This window comes from Thioalbus denitrificans (assembly GCF_003337735.1).
In the GTDB taxonomy this organism is placed as follows: domain Bacteria; phylum Pseudomonadota; class Gammaproteobacteria; order DSM-26407; family DSM-26407; genus Thioalbus; species Thioalbus denitrificans.
This window is the reverse complement of record NZ_QPJY01000002.1, coordinates 159,873-185,426: the sequence shown is the minus strand read 5'-3', so window position 1 is coordinate 185,426 and position 25,554 is coordinate 159,873. Positions and strand designations below refer to the sequence as shown.

General features: G+C 69.2%; 24 protein-coding genes. 12 read left to right on the top strand and 12 right to left on the bottom strand.

What is annotated here, in order from left to right; genetic code table 11:
• Positions 1-8: 8 nt before the first annotated feature.
• The 7 genes from DFQ59_RS05315 (at position 9) to DFQ59_RS05285 (ending at position 10,021) form a co-directional block, all read left to right on the top strand.
• Positions 9-1,511, top strand: coding sequence for an FAD-linked oxidase C-terminal domain-containing protein (locus DFQ59_RS05315; RefSeq protein ID WP_114278653.1), 1,503 nt, complete (start codon positions 9-11; stop codon positions 1,509-1,511).
• Positions 1,508-2,572, top strand: a complete 1,065-nt coding sequence (glcE, locus tag DFQ59_RS05310; protein WP_114278652.1) for a glycolate oxidase subunit GlcE — start codon at positions 1,508-1,510, stop codon at positions 2,570-2,572. The genes DFQ59_RS05315 and glcE overlap by 4 nt, the downstream gene beginning before the upstream one ends.
• A gap of 186 nt (positions 2,573-2,758) precedes the next feature.
• A complete protein-coding gene (glcF, locus tag DFQ59_RS05305) occupies positions 2,759-3,976 on the top strand; it encodes a glycolate oxidase subunit GlcF (protein ID WP_114278651.1) in 1,218 nt (405 codons plus the stop codon).
• 250 nt (positions 3,977-4,226) lie between these two features.
• The gene (locus tag DFQ59_RS05300) at positions 4,227-5,120 is read left to right on the top strand and encodes an NAD(P)-dependent oxidoreductase (RefSeq protein WP_114278650.1); all 894 of its coding nucleotides are present in this window, start codon (positions 4,227-4,229) and stop codon (positions 5,118-5,120) included.
• A gap of 3 nt (positions 5,121-5,123) precedes the next feature.
• Positions 5,124-6,593 (top strand): CoA-acylating methylmalonate-semialdehyde dehydrogenase, encoded by a 1,470-nt coding sequence (locus DFQ59_RS05295; RefSeq protein WP_114278649.1) that lies wholly within the window; start codon positions 5,124-5,126, stop codon positions 6,591-6,593.
• Between the two features lie 45 nt (positions 6,594-6,638).
• Entirely contained in the window at positions 6,639-8,819 is a 2,181-nt protein-coding gene (locus DFQ59_RS05290) for a malate synthase G (protein ID WP_114278648.1), read from the top strand.
• 320 nt (positions 8,820-9,139) lie between these two features.
• Entirely contained in the window at positions 9,140-10,021 is an 882-nt protein-coding gene (locus DFQ59_RS05285; protein ID WP_114278647.1) for a DMT family transporter, read from the top strand.
• A 78-nt stretch (positions 10,022-10,099) separates the two neighbouring features.
• On the opposite strand, the gene DFQ59_RS05280 is transcribed toward DFQ59_RS05285, so the two are convergent.
• The 6 genes from DFQ59_RS05280 to DFQ59_RS05255 form a co-directional block, all read right to left on the bottom strand.
• On the bottom strand, positions 10,100-10,477 hold the full coding sequence (locus DFQ59_RS05280; protein ID WP_114278646.1) for a YajD family HNH nuclease: 378 nt from the start codon (positions 10,475-10,477) through the stop codon (positions 10,100-10,102).
• 32 nt (positions 10,478-10,509) lie between these two features.
• Positions 10,510-11,397: a hypothetical protein gene (locus DFQ59_RS05275; protein WP_114278645.1), complete on the bottom strand. Its 888-nt coding sequence runs from the start codon at positions 11,395-11,397 to the stop codon at positions 10,510-10,512.
• On the bottom strand, positions 11,394-11,576 hold the full coding sequence (locus DFQ59_RS05270) for a hypothetical protein (protein ID WP_114278644.1): 183 nt from the start codon (positions 11,574-11,576) through the stop codon (positions 11,394-11,396). The genes DFQ59_RS05275 and DFQ59_RS05270 overlap by 4 nt, the downstream gene beginning before the upstream one ends.
• A 112-nt stretch (positions 11,577-11,688) precedes the next feature.
• Complete coding sequence (locus DFQ59_RS05265) at positions 11,689-12,099, bottom strand: cytochrome c (protein WP_114278643.1); 411 nt, start codon at positions 12,097-12,099, stop codon at positions 11,689-11,691.
• 44 nt (positions 12,100-12,143) lie between these two features.
• Positions 12,144-12,527 carry a DUF488 domain-containing protein gene (locus DFQ59_RS05260; protein ID WP_114278642.1) on the bottom strand — a complete coding sequence of 128 codons (384 nt, stop codon included), beginning with the start codon at positions 12,525-12,527 and terminating at the stop codon, positions 12,144-12,146.
• Positions 12,528-12,549: 22 nt separating this feature from the next.
• Positions 12,550-13,149: a DinB family protein gene (locus DFQ59_RS05255; RefSeq protein ID WP_114278641.1), complete on the bottom strand. Its 600-nt coding sequence runs from the start codon at positions 13,147-13,149 to the stop codon at positions 12,550-12,552.
• 384 nt (positions 13,150-13,533) lie between these two features.
• Between DFQ59_RS05255 and DFQ59_RS05250 the strand changes: the two genes are divergently transcribed.
• From DFQ59_RS05250 to DFQ59_RS05240, 4 genes are all read left to right on the top strand, one after another.
• Positions 13,534-14,298 (top strand): hypothetical protein, encoded by a 765-nt coding sequence (locus tag DFQ59_RS05250; RefSeq protein WP_114278640.1) that lies wholly within the window; start codon positions 13,534-13,536, stop codon positions 14,296-14,298.
• Between the two features lie 58 nt (positions 14,299-14,356).
• Positions 14,357-14,899, top strand: a complete 543-nt coding sequence (locus tag DFQ59_RS05245) for a trypsin-like serine peptidase (RefSeq protein ID WP_114278639.1) — start codon at positions 14,357-14,359, stop codon at positions 14,897-14,899.
• A gap of 275 nt (positions 14,900-15,174) precedes the next feature.
• A complete protein-coding gene (locus DFQ59_RS19765; RefSeq protein ID WP_170142048.1) occupies positions 15,175-15,324 on the top strand; it encodes a hypothetical protein in 150 nt (49 codons plus the stop codon).
• A gap of 108 nt (positions 15,325-15,432) precedes the next feature.
• A complete protein-coding gene (locus DFQ59_RS05240) occupies positions 15,433-16,308 on the top strand; it encodes an alpha/beta hydrolase (RefSeq protein ID WP_114278638.1) in 876 nt (291 codons plus the stop codon).
• A gap of 102 nt (positions 16,309-16,410) precedes the next feature.
• On the opposite strand, the gene DFQ59_RS05235 is transcribed toward DFQ59_RS05240, so the two are convergent.
• On the bottom strand, positions 16,411-17,025 hold the full coding sequence (locus tag DFQ59_RS05235) for a flavin reductase family protein (protein ID WP_114278637.1): 615 nt from the start codon (positions 17,023-17,025) through the stop codon (positions 16,411-16,413).
• A 263-nt stretch (positions 17,026-17,288) separates the two neighbouring features.
• A complete protein-coding gene (locus DFQ59_RS05230) occupies positions 17,289-17,486 on the bottom strand; it encodes a DUF3330 domain-containing protein (protein ID WP_114278636.1) in 198 nt (65 codons plus the stop codon).
• A gap of 445 nt (positions 17,487-17,931) precedes the next feature.
• Between DFQ59_RS05230 and DFQ59_RS05225 the strand changes: the two genes are divergently transcribed.
• Positions 17,932-19,905: a B12-binding domain-containing radical SAM protein gene (locus DFQ59_RS05225; RefSeq protein ID WP_114278635.1), complete on the top strand. Its 1,974-nt coding sequence runs from the start codon at positions 17,932-17,934 to the stop codon at positions 19,903-19,905.
• A gap of 40 nt (positions 19,906-19,945) precedes the next feature.
• On the opposite strand, the gene DFQ59_RS05220 is transcribed toward DFQ59_RS05225, so the two are convergent.
• Genes DFQ59_RS05220 through DFQ59_RS05205 form a run of 4 tightly spaced genes read right to left on the bottom strand, consistent with a single transcriptional unit; the run spans position 19,946 to position 25,489 of the window.
• Positions 19,946-21,073, bottom strand: coding sequence for an ABC transporter permease (locus DFQ59_RS05220; protein ID WP_114278634.1), 1,128 nt, complete (start codon positions 21,071-21,073; stop codon positions 19,946-19,948).
• Between the two features lie 2 nt (positions 21,074-21,075).
• On the bottom strand, positions 21,076-23,802 hold the full coding sequence (gene rbbA, locus DFQ59_RS05215; RefSeq protein ID WP_114278633.1) for a ribosome-associated ATPase/putative transporter RbbA: 2,727 nt from the start codon (positions 23,800-23,802) through the stop codon (positions 21,076-21,078).
• The gene (locus tag DFQ59_RS05210) at positions 23,802-24,782 is read right to left on the bottom strand and encodes an HlyD family secretion protein (RefSeq protein ID WP_114278632.1); all 981 of its coding nucleotides are present in this window, start codon (positions 24,780-24,782) and stop codon (positions 23,802-23,804) included. Before DFQ59_RS05210 ends, rbbA begins: the two co-directional genes overlap by 1 nt.
• The gene (locus DFQ59_RS05205; protein ID WP_170142047.1) at positions 24,779-25,489 is read right to left on the bottom strand and encodes a TetR family transcriptional regulator; all 711 of its coding nucleotides are present in this window, start codon (positions 25,487-25,489) and stop codon (positions 24,779-24,781) included. The genes DFQ59_RS05210 and DFQ59_RS05205 overlap by 4 nt, the downstream gene beginning before the upstream one ends.
• Between the last annotated feature and the right edge of the window lie 65 nt (positions 25,490-25,554).

The window sequence follows — 25,554 nt, the reverse complement described above, 5'->3', positions numbered from 1 at the left end:
GGCAATCCATGAGTCTCGTTCTCCCTCAACGTCCCGAGCCGGATCCGCAGCTGCGGTCCACCCTGGTGCGGGCCCTGCGCGATTTCCTCCCGCCCGACGCAGTCCTGGAAGCGGAGGAGGAGCGCCGGCCCTACGAGTGCGACGGACTGTCCGCCTACCGGCAGCTGCCCATGGTGGTGGTCCTGCCGCGCACCGTCGGGGAGGTGCGGCAGGTGATGCGGCTGTGCCATTCCCTGGGAGTGCCGGTGGTGGCGCGCGGCGCCGGCACCGGTCTCTCGGGCGGCGCATTGCCCCTGGCCGACGGGGTGCTGCTGAGCCTGGCGCGGTTCAAGTCGATTCTCGACATCGACCCGGTGAACCGCACCGCCCGGGTGCAGCCCGGGGTGCGCAACCTCGCCATCTCCGAGGCCGTCGCCCCCCACGGCCTCTACTACGCGCCCGATCCCTCCTCCCAGATCGCCTGCACCATCGGCGGCAACGTGGCGGAGAACTCCGGCGGCGTGCACTGCCTGAAGTACGGCCTGACGGTGCACAACGTGCTGAAGATCCGGCTGGTGACGGTGGAGGGGGAGATCATCGAGGTGGGCGCGGACGCCCCCGACGCGCCCGGCTACGATCTGCTGGCGCTGCTCATCGGCTCCGAGGGCATGCTCGGGGTGGTGGTGGAGGTCACCGTGCGCCTGCTGCCCCTGCCGGAGCGCGCCCAGGTGGTGCTCGCCGCCTTCGATGACGTGGAGAAGGCCGGCACCGCGGTGGGCGAGATCATCGCCGCGGGGATCATCCCGGCGGGGCTGGAGATGATGGACGGCCCCGCCATCCAGGCCGCCGAGGACTTCGTCCACGCCGGCTACCCCACCGCTGCCAGGGCCATCCTGCTGTGCGAGGTCGACGGCACCAACCAGGAGGTCTCCGAGCACATCCTGCAGGTGCGCGCGGTGCTCGAGCGCTGCGGCGCCACCGAGGTGCGCACCGCCGGCGACGAGGCCGAACGGCTGCGCTTCTGGCAGGGCCGCAAGTCCGCCTTCCCGGCCGTGGGCCGCATCTCGCCCGACTACTACTGCATGGACGGCACCATTCCCCGCCGCCACCTGCCCGAGGTTCTGCGCCGGACCGCCGAGCTCTCCGCCGAGTACGCGCTCCCGGTGGCCAACGTCTTCCACGCCGGCGACGGCAACATGCACCCGCTGATTCTCTTCGACGCCAACAAGCCCGGCGAGCTGGAGCGGGCCGAGGCCCTGGGGGGAGCCATCCTGGAGCTGTGCGTGGAGGTGGGCGGCACCATCACCGGGGAGCACGGTGTCGGCATCGAGAAGATCGGCCAGATGTGCGTCCAGTTCCAGCCCGAGGAGCTGGAACAGTTCCGGGCCGTGAAGCGGGCCTTCGACCCCCGCGAACTGCTCAACCCCGGCAAGGGCGTCCCCACCCCGCGGCGCTGCTCGGAGTACCGCGCCCTGCCCGATCGCCATGGACATGACCATGTCCACGGCCACGGAGAAGATCCGCGCCCATGAGCCAGGACCAGACCCGAATCCTGCAGGAACAGGTCCTGGCCGCGGCCGCGGACGGAACCCGCCTCGACATCCGCGGCTGCGGAAGCAAGCGGGACCTCGGCCGGTCCGCCGCCGGCGCCCCCCTCGACGTCACCGGCCACCGGGGCATCGTCAGCTACGAACCCAAGGAACTGGTGGTGACCGCCCGCTGCGGCACGACCCTGGAGGAGCTGGAGGCGGAGCTGGCGCGACGGGGCCAGATGCTGGCCTTCGAGCCGCCCCGCTTCGGCGCCGGCGCCACCCTGGGCGGCACCATCGCCGCCGGCCTCTCCGGACCGCGCCGCGCCTATGCCGGCTCCGCCCGCGACTTCGTGCTCGGCACCCGGGTGCTGACCGGCCGTGGCGAGGTCCTGCGCTTCGGCGGCGAGGTGATGAAGAACGTGGCCGGCTACGACATCTCCAGGCTGATGACGGGCGCCTGGGGCACCCTCGGCGTGCTGCTCGAGGTCAGTCTCAAGGTGCTGCCGCACCCGGCCGGTGAGCTCACCCTGGTCCAGTCGCGCGGGACCGCCGACGCCCTCGAGGCCATGAACCGCTGGGCCGGCCGGCCGCTGCCCCTCAGCGCCACCTGCCATGACGGCGAGCGGCTCTACGTCCGCCTCTCCGGCGCGGCCAGCGCCGTGGAGCAGGCCCGGGCGGTCATCGGCGGCGAACCGCTGGAAGACGGCGCGGGATTCTGGTCCGACCGCATCCGTGAGCAGGGACACGCCTTCTTCGCCGGCGGCACCCCCCTGTGGCGCCTCGCCCTGCCGAGCGCGGCGCCCATGCCCGCGCTGCCCGGCAAGTGGCTGATCGAGTGGGGCGGCGGCCAGCGCTGGCTGCGCAGCGACGCGGAGGCGGAGACGATTCGCTCCGTCGCGGCCCGCCTCGGCGGCCATGCCACCCTGTTCCGCCACGGCGACCGGACGGGGCCGGTGTTCCACCCCCTGCCCGCGCCGCTGCTGGCACTCCACCGCCGGCTGAAGAACGCCTTCGATCCCCAGGGCCTGCTCAACCCCGGCCGCATGTACGCGGAAATCTAGCCCAATGCACCACGAAGGCACGAAGAACACGAAGCTGATTCGCTGGAGGCGACAGGTGCGAAGTTCCATCGCGGCAATCGAACGAGAGAGTTCGGCCGTCACTCCGCAGCCCGCGCGATACGGCAGGTGGCGGAAACAGTTCCATCTCTCTTCGCATCCTTCGTGCCTTCGTGGTGACAAATCGATATGCAGACCAGCCTGACAGCGGAATTCCTGGCCACGCCCGAGGGGCGGGAGGCGGACGCGATCCTGCGCGCCTGCGTGCATTGCGGCTTCTGCACCGCCACCTGCCCCACCTACCAGCTGCTGGGCGACGAGCTGGACGGACCGCGGGGGCGCATCTACCAGCTCAAGCTGATGCTGGAGGGTGTGCCGCCCACGCGCACCACCCAGCTGCACCTGGATCGCTGCCTGACCTGCCGGGCCTGCGAGACCACCTGCCCCTCGGGGGTACGCTACGCGCGGCTGGCTGACCTCGGCCGCGCCGAGCTGGAACAGCGGGTGCCGCGTCCCGCCGGGGAGCGACTGACGCGCTGGCTGCTGCGGACGCTGGTGCCCTACCCCGGCCGTCTCCGGCCGTTCATCGCCCTGGGCCGGCTGGCCCGGCCGCTGCTGCCGACAGCGCTGAGGCGCAAGGTGCCGGCCAAGCGCCCGGCCGGACCCTGGCTCGCCGCGGCCCGGGACCGGCGCATGCTGGTACTGGAGGGGTGCGTGCAGGCGGTGGCCACGCCCGCCACCAACGCCGCCGCGGCCCGGGTTCTCGCCCGCCTCGGCGTCACCCTGATCCGGGCCGACTCGGCAGGCTGCTGCGGCGCCGTGAGCACCCACCTGGCGGCACCCGCGGAAGGGCTCGACTTCATGCGCCGTAACATCGACGCCTGGTGGCCCCATATCGAGGCCGGCGCCGAGGCCATCGTGGTCAGCGCCAGCGGCTGCGGGACCATGGTCAAGGAGTACGGCGAGGCATTGCGCAACGACCCCGCCTACGCCGCGAAGGCCGGGCGGGTTGCGGGACTCGCCCGCGACATCGCCGAGGTGGTGGCGCAGGAGGACCTCGGGCGGCTGAAGGCCCGGGCTGAAGGCCGCAAGGTGGCGTTCCACAGCCCCTGCAGCCTCCAGCACGGCCAGCGGATACGGGGCGTGGTGGAGTCGATCCTGCGCGGAGCCGGGTTTCAGCTCACGCCGGTACCCGACGCCCACCTCTGCTGCGGCTCCGCCGGCACCTACTCCCTGCTCCAGCCGGAACTGTCGGGAGAGCTCCTCGCCAACAAGGTCGCGGCCCTGCAGTCGGGCGGGCCCGAGGTCATCGCCACCGCCAACATCGGCTGCCAGCTCCACATCGAAAGCGGCGCCGCCGTCCCCGTCCGCCACTGGATCGAGCTGCTGGACGAGGTCTGTAGCTGAACTTTGCGAAATAGACAGGATTTACAGGATGAACAGGATTTCACAGACAGCATTTTCGACAGTCAATGCGCCGGTGACGCCGGCTGAGGGCACAGCAGGCCGGCGTGTTCAGGCTGCTAGATGGAACGCGACGGCATGAGCGTGTGCCCGTCCGGGCGCATCAACCTCCCTACCGGCAGAATACTTCTTCAACTCAAAATCCTGTCAATCCTGTAAATCCTGTCCATTAACCAAAAAACAGGAGTCGCTGATGAAGGAAAGGGTCGGGTTTGTCGGGCTGGGGATCATGGGACGGCCCATGGCGCTGAATCTCCTGCGGGCGGGTCATGGGCTCGCGGTGCACGCGCGCCGCGCGGAGATGATGTCCCCGCTGGTGGAGGCCGGGGCCGCTGCCTGCGGCTCGCCGGCGGAGGTGGCCGCGCAGGCGGACATCGTCTTCACCATGGTTTCCGACACCCCCGATGTCGAGCAGGTCATCCTCGGTGACGGCGGGCTCGTCGGGACGATCCGCGCCGGCAGCGTGGTGGTGGACATGAGCACCATCTCCCCCTCCGCCACCCGGGCCATGGCCGACCGGCTGCGGGAGCATGGCGTGGAGATGCTCGACGCGCCGGTCTCCGGGGGTGAGCGCGGCGCCATCGACGGCACCCTCTCCATCATGGCGGGCGGTGCCGTGGAGACCTTCGAGCGGGTGCGGCCCCTGTTCGAGGCGATGGGCAGGAACATCATCCACATCGGCGGCAACGGCGCCGGCCAGGTGGCCAAGGCCTGCAACCAGGTGGTCATCGCCCAGACGCTGGTGGGCGTGGGCGAGGCCTTCATTCTCGCGCGCGCCTCGGGCGTGGACCCCGCCCGGGTGCGTGCCGCGCTGCTGGGCGGTTTCGCCGGCAGCCGCGTGCTGGAGGTGCACGGCCAGCGCATGCTCGACGACGACTACACGCCGGGGTTCAAGACCGCCCTGCACCAGAAGGACATGCGCATCGCCGTGCAGGCGGCCCACGAGCTCGGCATCGCCCTGCCCGGCGCCGCGCAGGCGGCCCAGTACATCAACGCCCTCGTCGGCCGGGGGCTGGGCGAGCTCGACTCCGCCGCCGTCTTCCGGCTGCAGGAGGAGCTGTCGGGCCAGGGCCACGGGGAAGGCTGAGCGATGGCCGGCACCCTTCCCAATTTCATCGGCGGACGCTGGGAGACTCCCGCGGCGGAGACGGCCGAGGTGCACGATCCGGCCACCCAGGCGCTGCTGGCGCGGGTGCCCCTGTGCGGCCCGGCGGAGGTCGACGCGGCGGTCCGGGCCGCCGCGTCCGCCTTCGGCGACTGGCGCCGCACACCGGCCACCGAGCGGGTGCAGTTCCTGTTCCGGCTCAAGGTCCTGCTGGAGGCGCACCGCGACGACATCGCCCGCACCATCACCCGCGAGTGCGGCAAGACCCTGGCCGAGTCCCACGGCGAGCTGCAGCGGGCCATAGAGAACGTGGAGGTGGCCTGCGGCATACCCACCCTGATGCAGGGGCGCAACCTGGAGGACATCGCCCGCGGGATCGACGAGCACCTGATCCGCCAGCCGCTGGGCGTGGTGGGCATCATCGCGCCGTTCAACTTCCCCGCCATGATCCCGTTCTGGTTCCTCCCCTATGCCATCGCCACCGGCAACAGCGTGGTGGTCAAGCCCTCCGAACGGGTGCCGGCGACGATGCAGAAACTGATGGCGCTGGTGCAGGAGACCGGGCTGCCGGACGGGGTCGTGAACCTGGTGAACGGCGGCGCGGCGGCGGTCGACGCCCTGCTCGATCATCCCGACGTGCGGGCTGTCAGCTTCGTCGGCTCCACCCCGGTGGCGCGCCATGTCTACAGCCGCGGGACCGCCGCCGGGAAGCGGGTGCAGGCCCAGGGCGGGGCCAAGAACCCGGTGGTCATCATGCCCGACGCCGACCCGGAGCTGACCACCGCCATCGTGGCCGACAGCGCCTTCGGCTGCGCCGGGCAGCGCTGCCTGGCCGCCTCGCTGCTCATCACCGTGGGCAGCGCCCGGGAGCGCTTCCTCGACGCCCTGGGCGAGGCCGCCGCCACGCGCCGGGTAGGGTACGGACTGGAGGACGACACCCAGATGGGGCCGGTGATCACCCCGGCCAGCAGGGTCCGCATCGAGGGGCACATCGAACGGGCGGTGGCAAGCGGCGCCCGGGTGCTGGTGGACGGCCGCGGACAGCGGCTGGCCGACTATCCCCACGGCAACTTCATCGGACCGACGCTGCTGGACGGGGTACGTCCCGACGATCCCCTGGTGGGCACCGAGGTGTTCGGCCCCGTCCTCGGCCTGCTCCACGCCGACAGCCTCGAGACCGCCATCGGCCTGGTGAATCGCGGCGCCTACGGCAACATGGCCTGTCTGTTCACCGAGAGCGGGGCCGCGGCGCGGCGGTTCCGCCACGAGGTCGAGGCCGGCAACGTGGGCATCAATATCGGCGTCGCCGCACCCATGGCCTTTTTCCCCTTCAGCGGCTGGAAGGAGAGCTTCTTCGGCGATCTTCACGCCCAGGGCAGCCATGCCCTGGAGTTCTATACCCAGACCAAGGTGGTGGTGGAGCGCTGGCCGCGGGAGTGGTCGCGCACCTTCTGATCAGGCCCATCAGCACCGGCGGAAACCGACACCAGGAGGCGACCCATGACCGAACGAGTGAACGTGGCCGGACTGCAGGTGGCCAAGCCGCTGCATGCGCTGGTAAACGATCGAATCGCCCCGGGCACCGGCATCGACCCGGAACGCTTCTGGGAATCGCTGGCGGACATGGTCCGCGACCTGGCGCCGAAGAACCGCGCCCTGCTGGAGAAACGCGACGCGCTGCAGGCCCGCATCGACGCCTGGCACCTGGCCCGCAAGGGACAGCCCCACGATCCCGAAGCCTACCGCCACTTCCTGGAGGAGATCGGCTACATCGTCCCGGAGGGGCCGGACTTCCAGGTGGGCACCACCCACGTGGATCCGGAGATCGCCTCCATCGCCGGTCCCCAGCTGGTGGTTCCGCTGAGCAACGCCCGCTACGCCCTCAACGCGGCCAATGCCCGCTGGGGCAGCCTCTTCGACGCCCTCTACGGCACCGATGTCATCCCCGGGGAGGGCGGCGCTGAGAAGGGCCCGGGCTACAACCCGGCACGGGGCGCCCGGGTGGTGGCCTACGCCAATGCCCTGCTCGACGAATCCGCACCCCTCGGGCAGGGCAGTTACGCGGCGGTGAGACGTTACGCGGTCCATGACGGACGGCTCGTGGTCACCCTGTCCGACGGCGGCGAGACGGGGCTGGCGGACCCGCGCCAGTTTGTCGGCTATCGCGACGAGGACGGGGTGCTGCGCTCGATCCTGCTGCGCCATCACGGCCTGCACATCGAGCTGCAGATCGACCCCACCAGCCCGGTGGGCCGCGACAGCCCCGGCAACATCAAGGACGTGGTGCTCGAGGCGGCCGTCACCGCCATCCAGGACTGCGAGGACTCGGTGGCCGCGGTGGATGCCGAGGACAAGGTCCAGGTGTACGGCTACTGGCTTGGGCTCATGCAGGGCACCCTGGAGGCCACCTTCCGGAAAGGCGACGCCACCCTCACCCGCCGGCTCAACCCGGACCGCAGCTACAGCGCGCCGGACGGCGGGATCCTCACCCTGCCCGGGCGCAGCCTGATGCTGGTGCGCAACGTGGGTCACCTGATGACCACCGACGCGGTCCTGACCGCGGAGGGCGAGGAGATCCCCGAGGGAATCCTCGACGGCATGGTGACGGTGTTCTGCGCCCTGCACGATTTGAAAGAGACCGGCAGCGTGCGCAACTCCCGCACCGGCAGCGTCTACATCGTCAAGCCCAAGATGCACGGCCCCGAGGAGGTCGCCTTCGCCGACGAGCTGTTCGGACGCATGGAGCAGGCCTTCGGCCTGCCCCACGACACCCTCAAGATGGGCATCATGGACGAGGAGCGGCGCACCACGGTCAACCTCAAGGAGTGCATCCGGGCCGCCCGCAACCGGGTCATTTTCATCAATACCGGATTTCTCGATCGCACCGGCGACGAGATCCATACCTCCATGGAGGCCGGCCCGGTCCTGCGCAAGAACGACATGAAGAACGCCACCTGGCTGCTGGCCTACGAGGACTGGAACGTGGACACGGGGCTGCTCTGCGGCCTGTCCGGCCGGGCCCAGATCGGCAAGGGCATGTGGACCATGCCCGACCGGATGCGTGCCATGGTGGAGGCCAAAATCGCCCACCCCCGGGCAGGCGCCAGCTGCGCCTGGGTACCCTCGCCCACCGCCGCCACCCTGCACGCCATGCATTACCACCAGGTGGACGTGGCGGCGCGCCAGCGCGAGCTCGCCGGACATGCCCGGGCGACCCTGGGCCAGCTCCTCTCGCTGCCGCTGGCCGGGAAGCCCGACTGGCCCGCCGATGCAATCCAGGCGGAACTGGACAACAACATCCAGGGCATCCTCGGCTACGTGGTGCGCTGGATCGACCAGGGGGTGGGCTGCTCCAAGGTGCCGGACATCACCGACACGGGGCTGATGGAGGACCGCGCCACCCTGCGCATTTCCAGTCAGCACGTGGCCAACTGGCTCCACCACGGCATCGTCAGCGAGGACCAGGTGCTGGAGACCCTGCGCCGCATGGCCGCGGTGGTGGACGCCCAGAATGCCGGCGATCCCCTCTACACCCCCATGGCCCCGGAGTTCGACGGCATCGCCTTCCAGGCCGCGCGCGACCTCATCTTCCTCGGCCGCGAGGTGCCCAACGGCTACACCGAGCCCACCCTGCATCACTGGCGCAAGGTGCTCAAGGCGTCATTGGATCAGGCGGGATAGGGGATTAAGGAGAAGGGTTAAGGGATAAGGGACAAAGGTCAAGCGAGGGCTGGCGTCATTGTCCTCTAAAAACGGGATTTCACTCCAATATAACGCGCTATCATCATGTTTTATCGAAACATGTACAGGTTGATATACTCCCGGAACCGCCGGGACGATTCCCTGCGGCTGCGTCGTCAATATTTCTGACTGTTGAGTTCAGGTACAGGCGAATCGACCCCGGACGCTTCGCCGATGCGCGCTGGAACCGATTGACCGAGGTGCCGGGCGTGCCATGACCGGCGCCTCCGGCTGAGGGGGGAAGGAAACTGGAACATCCATTGCCGCGGCTGCGCACCCTTCTGCTGACGGCCCTGGCCATGCTGGCCTTCGCCGCCAATTCCCTGCTCGCCCGCCAGGCGCTGGACTCGACACCCATCGACGCGGCGACCTTCACCTTGGTCCGCCTGGCCTCCGGCGCCCTGACCCTGTGGCTCATCGTGCGCATCCGCCGCGGCAGCGCCTGGACCCGGCCCGACTGGGTGGCGGCCGCGGCGCTGTTCGCCTACGCGATCTGCTTCTCCTTTGCCTATCGCTCCCTGACCGCCGCCACGGGCGCACTGATCCTCTTCGCGGCGGTACAGCTCACCATGATCGGCGCCGGCCTGCGCGCCGGCGAGGCGCCCACCCGGCGCAGCGGCGCGGGCATCCTGCTGGCGGTCGCCGGCCTGGTCTACCTGCTGCTGCCCGGGATTGCCGCCCCCGAGCCCCTGGGCGCGGGGTTGATGGCCGGCGCCGGGATGGCCTGGGGCCTCTACTCCCTGCGCGGCCGCGGCGTGACCGAGCCCCTGCGGGCCAGCGCCGGAAACTTCCTCGGCGCCGTGCCCCTGGCGCTGGCCGCCATGACGCCCTTCCTGCTGGCCGGCGAGGCCCGGGCGGACAGCGCCGGCCTGCTCCTCGCCGTTCTCTCCGGCGCCGTGGCCTCCGGGCTGGGCTATGTCGTCTGGTACGCCGCGCTGGCCGGCCTCGCCGCCACCCAGGCCGCCACCATCCAGCTCTCGGTGCCCGTCATCACCGCCCTTGGGGGCGTCCTGCTGCTGGATGAACTCCTCACGCTGCGCCTGGGGCTCGCCTCCGCCGCCATTCTCGGCGGCATCGCTCTGGTGCTGACCCGGCGACGGACCACGCCGGCGCGGACCGCCTCCGGGAACCGTTTCCGCTGAAGCGGCGGGCGCAACCGCCGGCTAGCTGCCATAGCCACTGCATGGGTTGTCGGCCGGCCCGGAAGCTGCGCCTGCCGGTCACCGGCTCCCCTTGAGCAGATCCTTGAGTCCCGCGAACGGATTGTGGGTCGCCGCGTCGCCGTTCGTCCCGCCGCTCCCCGCTCCCAGGCCGCTGGCCGCCTCCAGGTAGCGCTGGTGCTCGTTGTCGTGGCAGTAGAGGCACAGCAGCTCCCAGTTGCTGCCGTCCAGGGGATTGTTGTCGTGGTTGTGATCCTTGTGGTGGACCGTCAGCTCCCGCACGTTCTCGCGGGTGAACTCCCTGCCGCAGCGTCCGCAGACCCAGGGATAGAGCTTCAGGGCCCGCTCGCGGTAGCCCTTTTCCCGCTCCTCGCGCTGGCGGCGGGCCTCGGCCACCACGCGGTCGAGCCTGCCATTGTCCGGTTGCCTGCCTGCCATCGTGTCTCCTCCGGTGTTTCAGTACGAGTTGCTCACGCACGCTTGCGCAGGGCGGCCTCCACCAGCGCCGCCTTCAGGTTGTCCTCATCGACCACATCGGGGTAGAGGCGGTAGAGATTATCCACTTCCAGGACGCGCCTGCGCGCGGCCGTCTCCAGCCGCAGCCGGGTCTGGTCCGGAAATCCCCCCTGGGTCAGCAGCACCGGCGCCATCCACTCCAGGTAGTCCCGCACCAGGGTGGCCGTGACCGGATCGTCCCAATGCTCCCGCAGGGGCAGGACCGGAAAGTGCCCCGGCCCCAGGCCCCCGGGGCAGTGCAGCGGCCCGCCGCCCTCGATAGGCACCCCGCGGCCCGATTCGTCACGCCGGAACCACTGGGCCCGGCTGGGTCCGCCCGCGGCGGCGCGCACCCGCTGCTCCAGCTGCAGCCGCTCGTGGCTGGCCCCGGCCGGACCATAGCTGACCTCGCCGTCGGGCAGGGCCCGCCAGCGCGGCATCACTCCCCCGGCCAGGTCGAGACGGTTGACGGCGCTGGCGAGCAGCGCCAGGGGTTCATCGCGGGTGTCGAGCCACCACAGCTCGTAGGGGTCCCCGGGCGGGAACGGCACATCGAGGGAGGGCAGGATGCGGAGCAGCTCCGCGCTCGCCGCCTCCAACTCCGTGCGGCTCAGCATGGGGTTGCGCGGCAGGAAGGCGATGCCTTCGCCGGCCGACCAGACGGCATAGAGGGCGTAGCTGCCCCCGCCCCGGTCCCCCGCGTTGAGGCTGCCCCAGCGGTTCTGGGACCACTGGCTCAGCACCTGGATCTGCCAGTTGACGCCGTCGTAGCTCACTGCCCGCGCGGTTTCGTCCTGGGCCACCTGGATGGTGCTGCGCAGGGGGCAGAGGCGCCGGATCGAGTAGCAGCTGATCCCGCTCACGCCAGCTCCCGGAGCCGGCGTGTCAGCCGCTCGATGAGATCCGTGCAGAGATCCTGGAACTCGGGATCCAGGGCGTCGTAGAGAAACTCCAGCTCGTCCAGGACCGTCTCGGCCTGCTGCCGGGTGCGGATCCGGTCGAATTCGCGGGAAACCTGTTCGAGATAGCGATACGGTTCCATGGTTGAATCCGGGCAGCTCTCCCGGGGCGCCCCTGTTCCGGGGTCTGGAATCCATGCAGCCCGGTCAGGAGGCGATGAAAAGTCTCCGGAACGGACGGGCGCGCCCCCGCTCTCAGTGGACCCGGTAGGCGCCGTGACAGGCCACGCAGGCCCCCGTCACCTCCGCCAGTGCCCGGTAGGCCGGCAGGGGGTCGCCCTCCTGGGCCACGCGGGCGAAACGGCTGGCGGCGTGGTGCATGTCCGTCCCGAGCGCCTGCATGCGTTCCGGCATGTAGGGGGCCATGTGCGCCGCCCCGTGGTCGTCCAGGGAGCTCATGCCCAGCCGCTGCTCGGCCAGCTCCGCGGCCTGGTCCATCCGTCCCGCGGCGAGGTGCTCGAGGATCCCGTTGAGGGATTCCAGGTGGTCGCGCATGTTGGCGAGCATGTGCTCGCGCATCATCGGCGGCAGTTCGACCTGTTCCCGTTCCGTCGCGGCGACCGGGGTCATCAGTACACTCAGCAGCAATAGCAGGACTCTGTTCATCGGGACTCGCTCCTTTACTAACCCAAACCCTGACAAAGCCCCATTCAGCACGCCGCTACAGGGTCGGCTGCCGGGGTTGATCGGCGTTTCTCCAGGTACTCCCGCAGGGCGACGGCATTGTTGTACCGCTCATCCCGTGCCGCGAAGAGCAGGGTCGCCGTCCCGTCGCCCAGCGCCTGCCTCAGCTCGGCCACCGCGGCGGGATTCCCATCCAGCTCCGCGAAGTAGCGTTCGCGGAATCCCTCCCACTTCCCCGGTTGGTGACCGAACCACCGGCGCAGCTCATCGGATGGCGCCGCCGCCTTCACCCAGTGGTCCACGCCCGCTTTAGACTTCGCCACGCCGCGGGGCCAGAGCCGATCCACCAGGACCCTGACCCCGTCGTCCCGGGCGGGCGGCGCGTAGATACGCCTGACACGAATCTCCATCTCGCCGCCCCCGCTGCCGCTGTCACATGGAATTGGACTCCGACACGCCCAGTTGTTCCCGGATCCGCTCGATCTGGCGCCGGTGGGTGCGGTGGTGCAGCGCCGCCAGGCAGTGCCAGCCGTGGGCGTCCAGCGGGCCGAACCAGGGATGGGGATGGGTGCCGCGGCCGGCGAGCCGTGGGTTGCGCTTGACCGTCTGCAGGTAGCGTTCGACGGAGGCCTCGTAGGGGCCGAGCACCTCCACCATGGCGTCCGGATCGGGCTTGACCGCCTCGATGCGCACCTCCTCAAGTCCGCCCTCGCCCGCGCACAGTGCGGCGATGATCCGCGCGATGCCGTTGTTCACCCGCCGCAGATGGTCCAGCACCATGTAGACCGACCAGTTCCGGCTGCTGTCCTCCATGCCGGGGACGCGACGGATCAGCACCGGTTCCCCGGCGAGCGGCAGCGGCGTGGACCGGGCCATCTCGAATACCCGGCGCCCCTCGTCGAAGAACAGCCGCGTGGCCCGGGCATCGGAGAAGACCCGCCGCAGCAACCGGAACCCGGCCCGCGACAGCGCCAGTTCCAGGGGCGGCAGCCCGGCGCCGGGGCGCTGCAGCTGCGGTTCGGTCGGTTTCATCGTGGTTCGCTCTCCTGTCCGCGGAATTCCTGGCCTGACAGTGTAACCCGCTGGGCCGCGCGCGGCATGGGGCACGCCGGGGCGAGCGCTCCTGCGCCGCGCCCGGGACCCCACGGGAACGGAGCGGTCGCCGGAATCACGCGGGACCGGGGCGCGATCGGGGCTTCGTCCACGACCCGACGGAGCGTCGATTACGCGGATAGGGGCGTGCGAACTCGACGCATTCTCCTGTGCGCCTCGATCCACTCCCGCTCCGGTCGCCTCAGGTAAAACAATGCCTTGCCCGACGTTCCTCCCTCAAGCCTATCGAACCACTCCCCTCCATGCGGCGCCCCATGGTCTAGTGTCCTCAGGACTGACCCCCGGTGAAAAGGAGAGACTGTCATGGATGTCGCCACCAGGAACATCGCTGAAGTCCGGAGCTTCATCGACCGGCTCGAACTGGCCGAGCCGCCCCCCGAGCTCGCCCGCCTGATCCCCGCGGCCCCGCGGCTGGTGGACACCGAGAAGGGCGGCTACGTGGACGACGGGAGCATGGTTTCCTTCGTGGCCGGCCTGAGCGCCACCCACAAGAGCGACGTGCTCAACTCCACCCTGCTGGCCCAGCTTGCCGCCAACAAGCAGTTCGACCGGGAGGAGAAGACCGAGGCGTGGTACGACTTCTACCGCACCGTGCTGGAGAATGTGGGCTGGGTCATCCAGGCCTTCGACTTCACCCGTTTCGAGACGGCCGGCGCCACCTTCTCGGTCGACGAGGTGGTGGTCAAGATCCTGGCCGCCATCGCCACCCAGAACGATATCGCGGTGGTGACTGAAACACTGGAGGCGATGAAGGCGCTCACGGACGACGACGGCCGGGTGGTGCTCTTCAACCAGGAAAGCCACTCCCTGCAGAAGGGCAACTTCCAGATCGGCGTGTGCAGCGAATCGGACGGCGTGGTGGTGATGAAGATCGGCACCTTCTACTTCAGCACCACCCAGCAGGTGACCCGCCTGCTGTGGATGCAGTTCTCCAGCTCGGAGAGCGGCTTCTACCAGGGCGCCCAGACCGTCAACCTGAACGAGGAGGTCTACGCCCAGGTGCGCCAGCAGGTGGTCGACAAGCTGGGCGACAAGGCGCGCACCTTCGTTGCGGACCTCGACATCTGAACCCGTACTCCGGCGGGGCCCGGCCCCGCCGGCAGCCGGCCCGGGCCCGGGAGGCGCCATGTCGGAACGTGTCTGGAATGCGGCCATCCCCCCCTACTCCGCCATGGGGCTGCTGCGCATGCGCTTCAGCGACGGTGCCTGGTACCTCGGTACCGGCGCGCTCATCGATGCGCGCAACATCCTCACCTGCGCCCACAACCTGACCGAACAGGGAGCGGCTCCGGACCACGCCCTGGAGATCCGCTTCTATCCCGGCTGGAACGGCGCCCCGCCGCCCGACGGCGGCACGCCCTACGAGGCGGCGGAGTGCTGGTTCTGGCCCACGGCGTACCGGACCGGCCAGGATGCCTGGGACGTGGGCGTGGTGCGGCTCGCGGCGGCGGTGCCGCGGGAGTTCGCCTTCCAGCCCACGCAGTCGGCCGGCACCGGCCTGGTGGGGGAGTTTCTCGACCTGACCGGATATCCGGGCGCGCGGAACGGGGAGATGTGGCGCGATCATGACCAGGTGGCCGGTGTCGAGCTCACCACCAACACCCTGCTGTTCACCCACGACACCCTCCCCGGGAGCAGCGGTTCGCCCGTCTACCTCTACGATGCCTGAGTGTACTGCTTCACTCTTGGAGGCACATTCAGCGAGTCGCTGGCCGGTCAGATGCAAGGCGCGCTTGCGCAGGAAGGGCAGGCCCCCTTTCAAGCAAGCGCAACGCCGCAGATGGCCGGCCAGCGGCTCGCCCGAAGGGAGCCCCCCGAAAGCACCATGACCGTGTTGCAGCGCTTGACAAGGGAACAACCATTGCCTGCGCGCTGCGCCTTGTCCTGGCGCTTTCGGGGCGGCTCTGAAAGTACCTCCAAGAGTGAAGCAGTACACTAGAGGACGTGGTCAGGCAGTACGCCGTGCATGTCTCCCGGGGAGCCCAGGAACTGCGCCGCGGAGTCCTGCTGACCCCGGCGGTGATGGACTGGCTCGGTCGGGCGTGGGCGACGCCCTGCGATGCATCCGCATCCGCGGCCTGCGAGCTCGAGTGACCGTTGGGTGGAGCCTGCGCCGCGGGGCGGACCGCTGCGCGGCGTATGAACACCCGGCGGGTTCCGGCACAATACGTCCCTTCCGGGCCGGATCCGCCATCGCCATCCATGACCTCCCTGTTCCTGGGGCTCGCCGCCCTGCTGCTGACGATCCACCTGCTCGCGCCGCGGTTGCTGCGCCTGGCCTACCGGGTGCCCCGCCACGGGCATCCCGCCACGCCGGAGTCACACGGGCTGAGCGCGGAGGCAGTGGCGCTGGCCACGGCGGGGGGCAAGTGGCTGCATGCCTGGTTTGTCCCGGCCGGGACCGGGAGACCCGGACCCGCGGTGGCGATTCTGCACGGCTGGGGCGGCAACGCCGGGCTCATGCTGCCCTTCGCCGATCTCCTGCACCGGGCCGGCTACGGGGTCCTGCTGCTGGACGCGCGCAACCACGGCCGCAGCGACAGCGACGACTTCTCCTCCCTGCCCCGCTTCGCCGAGGACCTGGAACAGGGGTTTGACTGGCTGCGGGCGCGGCCGGAGGTGGATCCGGCGCAGGTGGCGCTGCTGGGCCACTCCGTGGGAGCCGCCGCCGCCCTGCTGGTGGCGGCCCGACGGCCGGAGGTCGCCGCGGTGGTGAGCCTCGCCGCCTTCGCCCACCCGGTAACGCTCATGCGCCGGCAGATGCGCGCCCACCACATTCCCTACATTCCCCTCGGCTGGTGGGTGCTGCGGGTCATCCAGCGCACAATCGGCGCCCGCTATGGGGATATCGCTCCCGTGAACACCATCCGCCGGGTCCGCTGCCCGGTGCTGCTGGTGCACGGCGAGGATGATCTCGCGGTCCCGGTGGCGGATGCCGAACGCATCCACGCCAACCGTCCCGGAGAGCACGTGCGGCTGCGGCGGCTGTCCGCCACCGGCCACGACTCCGTGGAGCGTGTCCGCGAGCACGGCGGCGAGCTGGTGGGGTTCCTGGACGGAGCGCTGCGACGCCCCTGAACCACCGCATCGAAAACCGGTTCATTGCCATGGCCGACAAGGCGCGGCAGCCCGGGAACCACGGGGATGGACGGTGCGCGGTGAGACGGCTCTCCGTGCTGCTCAGGCGGGCCGGGGAACCCGGATCACTTCGCCGAAAGCGACGTACTCGCTCGCACCGAGACGACCGAGGGGATCCACCTTCGCGGCATCCACCTTCAGCCGACCCTTCCCATCCCGCACGGTGACCCCGTCATCCACGTAGATGCGCCGCACCCGCCCCAGGATGAGGGACTGGGGCGTACCGCCGATTTCACGGATCTCGTGGCGCTCACAGGCGTAGGCGATGCGGCATTCGGCCAGCCGCGGCAGGCTGAACCCCTCGAACGGGACCGTCTCCAGCCCCACCTCCTCCAGCTCGGAGACGCCGGCCGCGCGAGTCGCCGAGGTCTGGGTGAGAACCCGGGCCTGCTCCCGGTGGGGAATGTGGATGACGAAGTGGCCGCGCTGTTCGATGTTGACCCGGGTGTCCTTGTTGCTGCCATCGGGCTTCCTGCCGATGGAGAGCATGATGAGCGGCGGGTCGCTGCACACGGCGTTGAAGTAGGAGAAAGGCGCCAGGTTGAGGTTTCCGCCCTCGTTCTCCGACAGCACCCAGGCGATAGGGCGCGGGATGAGCGTCTGGATCATCTGGATATAGACCGCGTCGGGACCGAGTTCAGACAGGTCGATGTACATGGATGCTCCTTGCCCGTGACATGGTTGTCGCGGCATTCTAACAGCCTGCCGAACCCGGGTGTTCCCGCAACGGCGGGTCGGGAACCGGGGGGGGAAGCGTCATGAAGCCGGGCAGCCAAACGCACGGATCGGGGACGGATGCCGCTGGTGCAAGACCGAAGCCACCCTCCCCCGGTCGTGGAGGATTGCATTCGACCGGGGTGAAGGATCATTGGCCGGGCGGCTGGAACCCGCCATGCCCCCGGCAGGCTCGGTGCCGCGGCCTATTCGATCTCCTCCCCGGGGCGGGGTTCCTCTTCACCGTTCTCGTGGTGCTTCCACTTCTCGAAACACTCAAGACCGCAGAAGTGGGCCACGTAGTCCACCGCCTCGGCGGTCTTCGCCTCGGAGACGGGGATCTCCTTCATGCACACCTCGCAGGAGACGGTCTTCTCCTGGCTGTTCTTCGTCTGACCGCCCATGCTTCACCTCCCGGGGTTTCCACCTGAAACGCCCGCCAGTCGCCGGTACTTGTACCCGGAGGAACCGGACCGGCGCGGCATGGCGTGGAACCGCACCCGATGTCCGGATGAGGCGCGCCAGGAAACCCTACCGATCATGTAGTCCAGTTCTCTGTACTTGTGTAGGAAGTTGACGCCTCCTGTCGTAGGTCATCGTCCTCTCTATTGACAAATATCCAGACAGACAATGTGTTGCATCAGAACTTCACGCAGCCGCGGTCAACTCCCATGGAAAAAATGTCCACAAGATCATTGACACAATTTTTCACATTATTAACTTAAGCGGATGTGTTGCCGAATCTGCAGTGCCAGAACGAATGGCCGGGCCGGCGGAGTTCGCGCCGCGGACGCAGCATGATCGACCGGCCTGCCGCGCACCGCGTCGCAGTCCGGTTCGGGAGGTGACATGGACATCACCCTTCTCATTCCACCCGTGTTCGACCCGACCCATCCGGACCCGGCCCTGCCGCCGCTGATTGCCGCGATCAACACGGGTGGACATCGGGCGCACGGTGTGGACATGAACCTGGCCACCCTCACCCGGGTACTCGACCATGACTGGCTGGAGCGCAAGCTCGGGGAGCTGGACCGGAAGTGCGACGCCGAATCGAGCAGCGAGCTGCGGGAGCGGCGCGAACTGTGCGGGCTGCTGTTGCCGAAGCTGAGGGAAACGCTTCCCGCGGCACTGGGGGCGTTGCGTCACCCGGACACCTACCGCGATCCCCTGGGCCTGGACTACCGCTCCAGCCTGGAGGTGATCGACAACGCCTTCTTCATCCTCAGCAGCTGTCACCATCCGTCCCGGTGGTCGCTGACCCGTTTTCGTTCCGCGCACGATCTCGAGCGCTCCGACGGGCTGGCGCTGGCCCTGACCGACCGGCGCACCAACCCCTTCGACGAAACCGTCCGCGTCTTTCTCGATAGCGATCCCGAGCGGGGGCATCTGGTTCGGGCCGAGGCATTCGGCATCGTCATCTCCCGGCCCGACCAGCTGCTGCCGGGCCTGACCCTCGCCCTGCAGCTGAAGGCGCGCTGGCCCGCGCGCAGCATCATCCTGGCGGGCCGCCATGTGGAGCAGATCGGCCGGGTACTGGCCGGCAGCGAGGTGCTTTCGGGCCTGGCCGACTACCTGATCCTCGGCGATGGCGAAATCGCGTTCCCGCGCCTGCTCGACACCCTCGGCAACGGCTGGCGCTCCGCGACACGGGAACGACCGGCAATCATCGACGAGCGGCTCGAGCACCCCGAGCGGAAGCTCCTCGCCGCCAGCCTGCCGGCACCCGACTGCGTCGACTTCGCCGGACGTCCCTATCTCGTGCCGCAACCGGTCGCGATGCTGCAGCCGACCCGTGGCTGCTACTGGCGCAAGTGCGCCTTCTGCAGCACATCGCCCGGACACGGCTGGCACTACCTGGAACGGCCCGTGGAGCGGGTGCTGGAGGACATGGAACAGCTGGAGCGGACCCTGGATACCCGGCGCTTCTACTTCAACGTGGACAACATCGCTCCGCTTCACCTGCGCCGGCTCGCCGAGGCGCTGGCCGTGCGTAAGCCGGGGATCGAATGGAGCACCAGGCTCTTCTTCGAGCCCACCCTGGCCGACTCGGCGCTGGTCGGCCTGCTGGCCGAGTCCGGCTGCCGCCAGGCCCGGTTCGGCCTGGAAAGCGCCAGCCCCGGACTGAGGAAACGCATGCGGCGCAGCGGAGACCCCGTACTGGTCGAGCGCGTGATAAAACTGTTCGCCCGCCACGGGATCCGGGTGCATCTGGACTGGATGGTGGGTTTCCCCGGCGAGACCGGGCATGACTTCCAGGCGACAGTCGAATTCCTGCGCCGCAACCGGGATGCCGTCCACACGGTGAATGTCTCCACCTTCCGCCTTGAGACCGGTTCGATGGTGTTCAGGGAGCCGGCAAGATTCGGGATCGAGATTGTCGATGATCCGCTCCGGGATCTGGCTCTGGAGCACGCCCACCACACCGGCCACGGATTATCCCCCCAGGCGGCGGCAAAGCATGCCCGGCGGGCCCGGGAGTTCGTGGAGACGCTGTTCGGGGGATCGTCCGGTGATGGGCTCCCGCTCCACGACTTCCTTGCCGCGACCTACCGGGGAATCCCCGCTAGCGTGGAGCGGGTAGCCCCGGGGAAGGTTTTCCGGCTGTGCGGGGATGTGCAGTCCATCCGCTCACGGGTCGACGCCGATCTGCTCTACCTCTGCTGTGAGCGCAGCGCCCGCATCTTCCGCCTCACCCCGGCCCAGTTGGAGCTGCTGCGGGCGGGGTCTGGGCCTTCGCACCGGCTGCCGGCGGCGCTGCTCCACGAGCTCCGGCAGGCGGGATTCCTCGAATCCGCCGACGCTTCGGTACGCAGGAGCGCCTGACCGGCCCGGAACAACGGGCCGGGATGACACCGGTCTTTTCTCAGAGCGAGGTGAGGGTGATGGCCTTGCGGAAGCGGGCCAGCGCGAGCAGGAAGAATACCGCGCCGATGGCGGCCATGGCGAGAAACTGGGGCCACACCACGTCGATCCCCGCACCCCGGTAGAGGATGCCCTGGGCCAGCGCCACGAAGTGGGTGGTCGGCGCGGCCTCCATCACCGTCTGCACCAGCTCCGGCATGCTCTCCCGCGGGGTGATGCCGCCCGAGAGCATCTGCAGCGGGATGATGGTCAGAATCATCAGCAACCCGAGCTGGGGCATGGAGCGGGCCACGGTACCCAGGAAGATGCCGATGGAGGTGGCCGAGTAGAGATACAGAACGGCCCCCAGCAGGAACAGGGGGACCGAGCCGGCGATGGGCACCGCCAGCACGCCCTTGATCATCAGCTCGATGGAGAGCCCCGCCCCGGCCACGATCACCAGCACGTTGGACCACACCTTGGCCATCATGATCTCGAAGGGGGTGAGCGGCATCACCAGCAGGTGCTCCAGGGTGCCGTGCTCGCGCTCGCGCACGATGGCCGCCCCGGCGAGCATGATGGCCAGCAGGTTCACGTTGTTGATGATCTCCACCACCCCGCCGAACCAGTGCCCCTCCAGGTTGGGGTTGAAGCGGTAGCGCACCACCATGCCGACGGCCTGGGAAGAGGCGGCCCGGTAGCCGCGCACGAAGGTGGCCACCTCGCCGTTCACGATGTTGCTGATGTAGTTGGCGCCGATGAACGCCTGGCTCATGCGCGTGGCATCCACGTTCACCTGGACCGCCGGCTGCTTGCCGGCCAGCACGTCGCGCTCGAAATTGACCGGAATCTCGATGACGAACGTGACTTTTCCGGTATCCAGGTAACGATCGACCTCGGAGAACGCGATCTGTTCGGGCGGCTGGAAGTAAGGCGGGTAGAAGGCCTCGGCGATGCGCCCGGAGAGGGGCGAATGATCCTCGTCCACGATGGCGATGGGGGCCTTGTTGACGTCGGTGGACATGGCGCTGGCCGCCACGTAGACACCGCCGGTGAAGACCCACAGGATGAGGAACAGCAGCACCTTGTCGCGCCAGAGGCTGCGCAGCTCCTTGAGGCCGAGGCGGAGGATGTTCTCCAGGTGCTTCATGGTCACCGCTCCTGTCTGCGCAGCAGCAGCGCGCTCAACGCCACCAGCACCGGCGCGAAAAGCGCCAGTGCCACGAGCTGGTCCGAGAGCGCCGAAAACCCCAGCGCCTTGGTGAAAACACCGCGGCTCACCACCAGGAAGTAGGTGGTGGGGTAGAACTGGCCAATCCAGTAACCCGCCCCTTCCAGGGAGGCCACCGGATCGACGAGACCGGAGAACTGCACCGCCGGCAGGATGGTGCCGATGGCGGCACCGGCGAGTGCCGCGATCTGGGTGCGGGTGAAGGTGGACATGAGCAGGCCGATGGCGGTGGTCGCACTCACGTAGAGGAACGCCCCGAGCGCCAGGGCACCGAAGTCCCCCTTGATGGGCACCCGGAACACCCACAGCGCCAGGGCGACCAGCCCGAGAAAGCTCACCATGCTCACGGCGATGTAGGGGAGCTGCTTGCCCACCAGGAACTCGATGCGGGTCACGGGTGTGACGTAGAAGTTGGTGATGGAGCCCAGTTCCTTCTCACGCACCACCGCCAGCGCCGTCAGAATCGACGGGATGAAGGCCAGCAGCAGCGGAAGCATCGCCGGCACCATGGCGTAGAGGCTCTTGTAGTCCTGGTTGTAGCGATAGCGCATCTCCAGCGCCACCATGCCGGCAGTGCGGGTGGCGCTGGTGCTGTGGCGGGCCAGATCCTTCAGGTACTGGTAGTGCATGCCCTCCACATAGCCACCGGCGGTCTCACCGCGGAACGGCATGGAGCCGTCCACCCAAACCCCCAGTTCGGGGGTCCGACCCCGTTTGAGGTCACGCCCGAAGCCGGGGGGAATCTCGATGGCCAGGGCGAGCTCCCCGCTGCGCAGACGCCGCTCCATGTCCGCGGAATCACGCAGGGGCGGCTGCTCCAGGAAGTAGCGGGAGCCGGCGATGTTCTGCACGTAGTCGCGGCTCTGTGGGGTGCCGTCGTAGTCGAGCACCGCGAAGTGCAGATCCTCCACGTCCATCGTCAGGCCGTAGCCCATGATGAGCATCAGAAACACCGAGCCCGCCAGCGCGAACACCAGCCGGATGGGATCGCGCAGCAGCTCCAGGCTCTCGCGCCAGGCATAGCCCACGGTCCGGCGCAGCGGCAGGTGGAGGCCGCGAGCGGGACGCGCCGAGGTGGTGGAGGGCGGCACCGTGGCGGCGGCGACGGGCTCACCCGTAGCCTCCGTGAGCACCTGGATGAACGCCTCCTCCAAGGTCACTGCACCGCGCTGCGCCTCCAGCGCCTGCGGACTGTCGCTGGCCAGCACCCGCCCGGCGTGCATGAGGGAGATGCGGTCGCAGCGCTCCCCCTCGTTCATGAAGTGGGTGGAGATGAAGATGGTGACTCCCTGCTCGCGGGAGAGCTTGATGAGCAGCTCCCAGAAGCCGTCGCGGGCCACCGGATCCACGCCGGAGGTGGGCTCGTCGAGGATCAGCACCTCCGGCTCGTGCACCACCGCCACCGCCAGCGACAGGCGCTGGCGGATGCCCAGCGGCAGCTCCGCCGCCAGCTCGTCGAGGCAGTCGCGGAGGCCGAAGGTCTCCACCAGCGCTGCCACCCGCGGCCCCACCCGCTCCGGCGCCAGGTGGAAGAGGCGCGCGTGCAGATCGAGGTTCTGGCGCACCGTGAGCTCGCTGTAGAGGGAGAAGCCCTGGGACATGTAGCCCACCCGCCGGCGGACGGCCATGTCGCCGGCGTCCACCTCGTGGCCGAACAGGCGCGCCGTCCCTTCGCTCGCCGGCAGCAGGCCGGTGAGCATCTTCATGGTGGTGGTCTTGCCGCAGCCGTTGGAGCCGAGGAAGCCGTAGATCTCGCCGCGGCCGATGCGGAAGCACACGCGGTCCACCGCGGTGAAATCGCCGAAGCGGCGGCTGAGTCCCTCCGCCTCGATGGCGGGCAGGCCGTCGCTCCCGGGACGCGGCGGCACCACCAGCTCCCGGTGGCGGGCGCGCTTCTCCTCCGGGAGCAGACGGATGAAGGCGGTGTCGAGGTTGTCGGCGCCGGTGCGTGCCAGCAGCTCCGCCGGCGTGCCGGTGGCCAGAACGCGGCCCGCGTCCATGGCCGCCAGCCACTGGAAGCGCGCCGCCTCCTCCATGTAGGCGGTGGCCACCACCACGCTCATGCCGGGGCGGCGCTGGCGCAGGCGCTCGATGAGCTCCCAGAACTGGCGCCGCGAGAGGGGGTCGACGCCGGTGGTGGGCTCGTCGAGGATGAGCAGGTCCGGATCGTGAATGAGGGCGCAGCAGAGCCCCAGCTTCTGCTTCATGCCGCCCGAGAGCTTGCCGGCGGCACGCCCGGCGAAGGGCGCGAGCCCGGTGCTCTCCAGCAGCTCGGCGGTGCGCGCCCGGCGCTCCGCGCGGTCCTGCCCGAACAGGCGGCCGAAGAACGCCACGTTCTCCTCCACCGAGAGGGTGGGATAGAGGTTGCGACCGAGCCCCTGGGGCATGAAGGCGATGCGCGGCGCCACCCGGCTGCGGTAGCGGGCATCGCGCATGTTGCCGCCGAGTACCTCCACCCGGCCGGCCTGCAGACGCCGGGCGCCGGCCATCAGGCCCAGCAGGGTGGACTTGCCCACCCCGTCAGGCCCGATGAGGCCCACCATTCCGCCGGCGGGGATCGTCAGGGAGACGCCGTCCACCGCCGCGATCTCCCCGTAGTGGTGAACCACCCGCTCGATCCGGACCACCGGGCCGGAAAGGGCGCTCATCACGGCAGCCTCGTCCGCAGCCTCTCCGGCCAGGGCGCCTGCGGGTCGAGACGTACATAGGCAACCCCCGGGATGCCGGTCTTGACCCGCTCCGCGCGCTCCTTGAGGAGGCGGGGCTCGATCTTCACTTTCACCCGGAACATGAGCTTCTCGCGCTCGCTGCGCGTCTCCACCTCGCGCGGGGTGAACTGCGCCTGCGGATCCACGAAGCTGACCTGGGCGGGAATCACGTACTGGGGAATGGCGTCGAGGATGATGCGCGCCTCGCCGCCCACGGTGACCAGACCGGCCTGGGCGGTGGGCAGGAAGATGGTCATGTAGACGTCGGTGAGATCGAGCACCGTCACCACCCGCCCGCCGGCGGCCAGCACCTCCCCGGGCTCGGCAATCCGGTAGAGCACGCGCCCGGCGATGGGCGTGGTCAATACGCTGTCATCGATATTGGACTGGATGCGGTCCACCGCCGCCTGGGCCGCCTCGATGGCGGCATCCGCCTCAACCACCTGCACGTTGGCCGCTTCCAGCGCCGCCTCGGCGGTAGCGAGCCGGGTACGATCCTGGTCGAGCTTTTCGATCGAGACGTGCCCCTGCCCGCTGAGGCGACGGGAACGTTCGTACTCGCCGCGGGCGTAGGTCAGCTCGCTCTGGCGCTGGCGCACGATGGCCTCTGCGTAGCGTGCCCCTTCCCGGGCCTTGCGCAGACCCGCGCTGGCCTCCCGGAGCTGGGCCTGCAACTCGTCGGTGTCCATGCGCGCCACCAGCTGACCCGCCTCCACCAGGGCGCCCTCCTCCACCAGCACCCCGTCGAGCCGCCCCGGCAGGCGGGTCGCGATATCCACCTCGGTGGCTTCGATGCGGCCGTTGCCGGAAGCGAAACCCGCCTCCAGGCCGTCGCCCCGATAGCTCTGCCAGACGCTCCAGCCGCCCACCGCGGCCAGGACCAGGGCAACCGGCACGCCCACGCGCTTGATGGAGTTCATTGACGCTTCCTCACATGCGGATGACTCGGGGATTCCACTGTCGCGTCCGGAGATACCGGGGCGCGGTCCGAGGCGCCGCCCTCCGGCTCCGGGCGCAGTATGCCGTCGAGAAACAGGTCGAGCAGGCGGGGAATGTCATTCACCAGGCAGACCGGGCTGTCGACGGACAGGTTCAGGTCCAGCAGGCCGTGCAGGTAGCTCAGTACCCCACCCGCCAGAATCTCCACCGGCAGGCCGGTACGGACATAGCCACGACCACGCAGGTACTCGAGCGCCCCCACCAAGACCCAGTAGAGTGACTGGCGCTCCTCCAGGGAGACCCGCTGCAGTTCGGTCTGCCGCTCGCTGAACTCGACCGAGCGCAGGAGGATGCGCACGGTCAGACCCAACTCGCGACTGCCGAGGATATCGCTGAAGGCGGCGGAGAGAATGGTCCGGAAATGGCGGGCGGGATGTTCCGGATCGAGGGCCCGGAGCGAGTCGCGGTAGTGACGGGACAGGGGGAAGAGGTGGAGCGCCCAGAGCGCCAGGATGATCTCTTCCTTGTTCCTGAAATGCCAGTAGACCGCCCCACGGGTCATGCCGGCGTTCGCGGCAATCTGGTTCAGAGTGGTGTGGACCACCCCCTGGCGCCGGAACAGCTCCAGGGCCGAATCGAGCAGCACCCTGCGGGTCCGATCGGCCTCCGTTCGGGTCTTTCGCGCCATGACGGACTGATACCCCTGCCTGAGCCTGACACCAAGTAAGTCTAGTACATACATACATGTTTGTA

Coding starts and splice junctions, on each gene's coding strand:
- glcF (WP_114278651.1), top strand. CDS start 2,759: ATGCAGACCAGCCTGACAGCGGAATTCCTGGCCACGCCCGAGGGGCGG.
- DFQ59_RS05315 (WP_114278653.1), top strand. CDS start 9: ATGAGTCTCGTTCTCCCTCAACGTCCCGAGCCGGATCCGCAGCTGCGG.
- DFQ59_RS05260 (WP_114278642.1), bottom strand. CDS start 12,527: ATGGAGATTCGTGTCAGGCGTATCTACGCGCCGCCCGCCCGGGACGAC.
- DFQ59_RS05300 (WP_114278650.1), top strand. CDS start 4,227: ATGAAGGAAAGGGTCGGGTTTGTCGGGCTGGGGATCATGGGACGGCCC.
- DFQ59_RS05225 (WP_114278635.1), top strand. CDS start 17,932: ATGGACATCACCCTTCTCATTCCACCCGTGTTCGACCCGACCCATCCG.
- DFQ59_RS05205 (WP_170142047.1), bottom strand. CDS start 25,489: ATGGCGCGAAAGACCCGAACGGAGGCCGATCGGACCCGCAGGGTGCTG.
- DFQ59_RS05265 (WP_114278643.1), bottom strand. CDS start 12,099: ATGAACAGAGTCCTGCTATTGCTGCTGAGTGTACTGATGACCCCGGTC.
- DFQ59_RS05245 (WP_114278639.1), top strand. CDS start 14,357: ATGTCGGAACGTGTCTGGAATGCGGCCATCCCCCCCTACTCCGCCATG.
- DFQ59_RS05270 (WP_114278644.1), bottom strand. CDS start 11,576: ATGGAACCGTATCGCTATCTCGAACAGGTTTCCCGCGAATTCGACCGG.
- DFQ59_RS05295 (WP_114278649.1), top strand. CDS start 5,124: ATGGCCGGCACCCTTCCCAATTTCATCGGCGGACGCTGGGAGACTCCC.
- DFQ59_RS05235 (WP_114278637.1), bottom strand. CDS start 17,025: ATGTACATCGACCTGTCTGAACTCGGTCCCGACGCGGTCTATATCCAG.
- DFQ59_RS05290 (WP_114278648.1), top strand. CDS start 6,639: ATGACCGAACGAGTGAACGTGGCCGGACTGCAGGTGGCCAAGCCGCTG.
- rbbA (WP_114278633.1), bottom strand. CDS start 23,802: ATGAGCGCCCTTTCCGGCCCGGTGGTCCGGATCGAGCGGGTGGTTCAC.
- DFQ59_RS05230 (WP_114278636.1), bottom strand. CDS start 17,486: ATGGGCGGTCAGACGAAGAACAGCCAGGAGAAGACCGTCTCCTGCGAG.
- DFQ59_RS05255 (WP_114278641.1), bottom strand. CDS start 13,149: ATGAAACCGACCGAACCGCAGCTGCAGCGCCCCGGCGCCGGGCTGCCG.
- glcE (WP_114278652.1), top strand. CDS start 1,508: ATGAGCCAGGACCAGACCCGAATCCTGCAGGAACAGGTCCTGGCCGCG.
- DFQ59_RS05240 (WP_114278638.1), top strand. CDS start 15,433: ATGACCTCCCTGTTCCTGGGGCTCGCCGCCCTGCTGCTGACGATCCAC.
- DFQ59_RS05220 (WP_114278634.1), bottom strand. CDS start 21,073: ATGAAGCACCTGGAGAACATCCTCCGCCTCGGCCTCAAGGAGCTGCGC.
- DFQ59_RS05250 (WP_114278640.1), top strand. CDS start 13,534: ATGGATGTCGCCACCAGGAACATCGCTGAAGTCCGGAGCTTCATCGAC.
- DFQ59_RS05280 (WP_114278646.1), bottom strand. CDS start 10,477: ATGGCAGGCAGGCAACCGGACAATGGCAGGCTCGACCGCGTGGTGGCC.
- DFQ59_RS05210 (WP_114278632.1), bottom strand. CDS start 24,782: ATGAACTCCATCAAGCGCGTGGGCGTGCCGGTTGCCCTGGTCCTGGCC.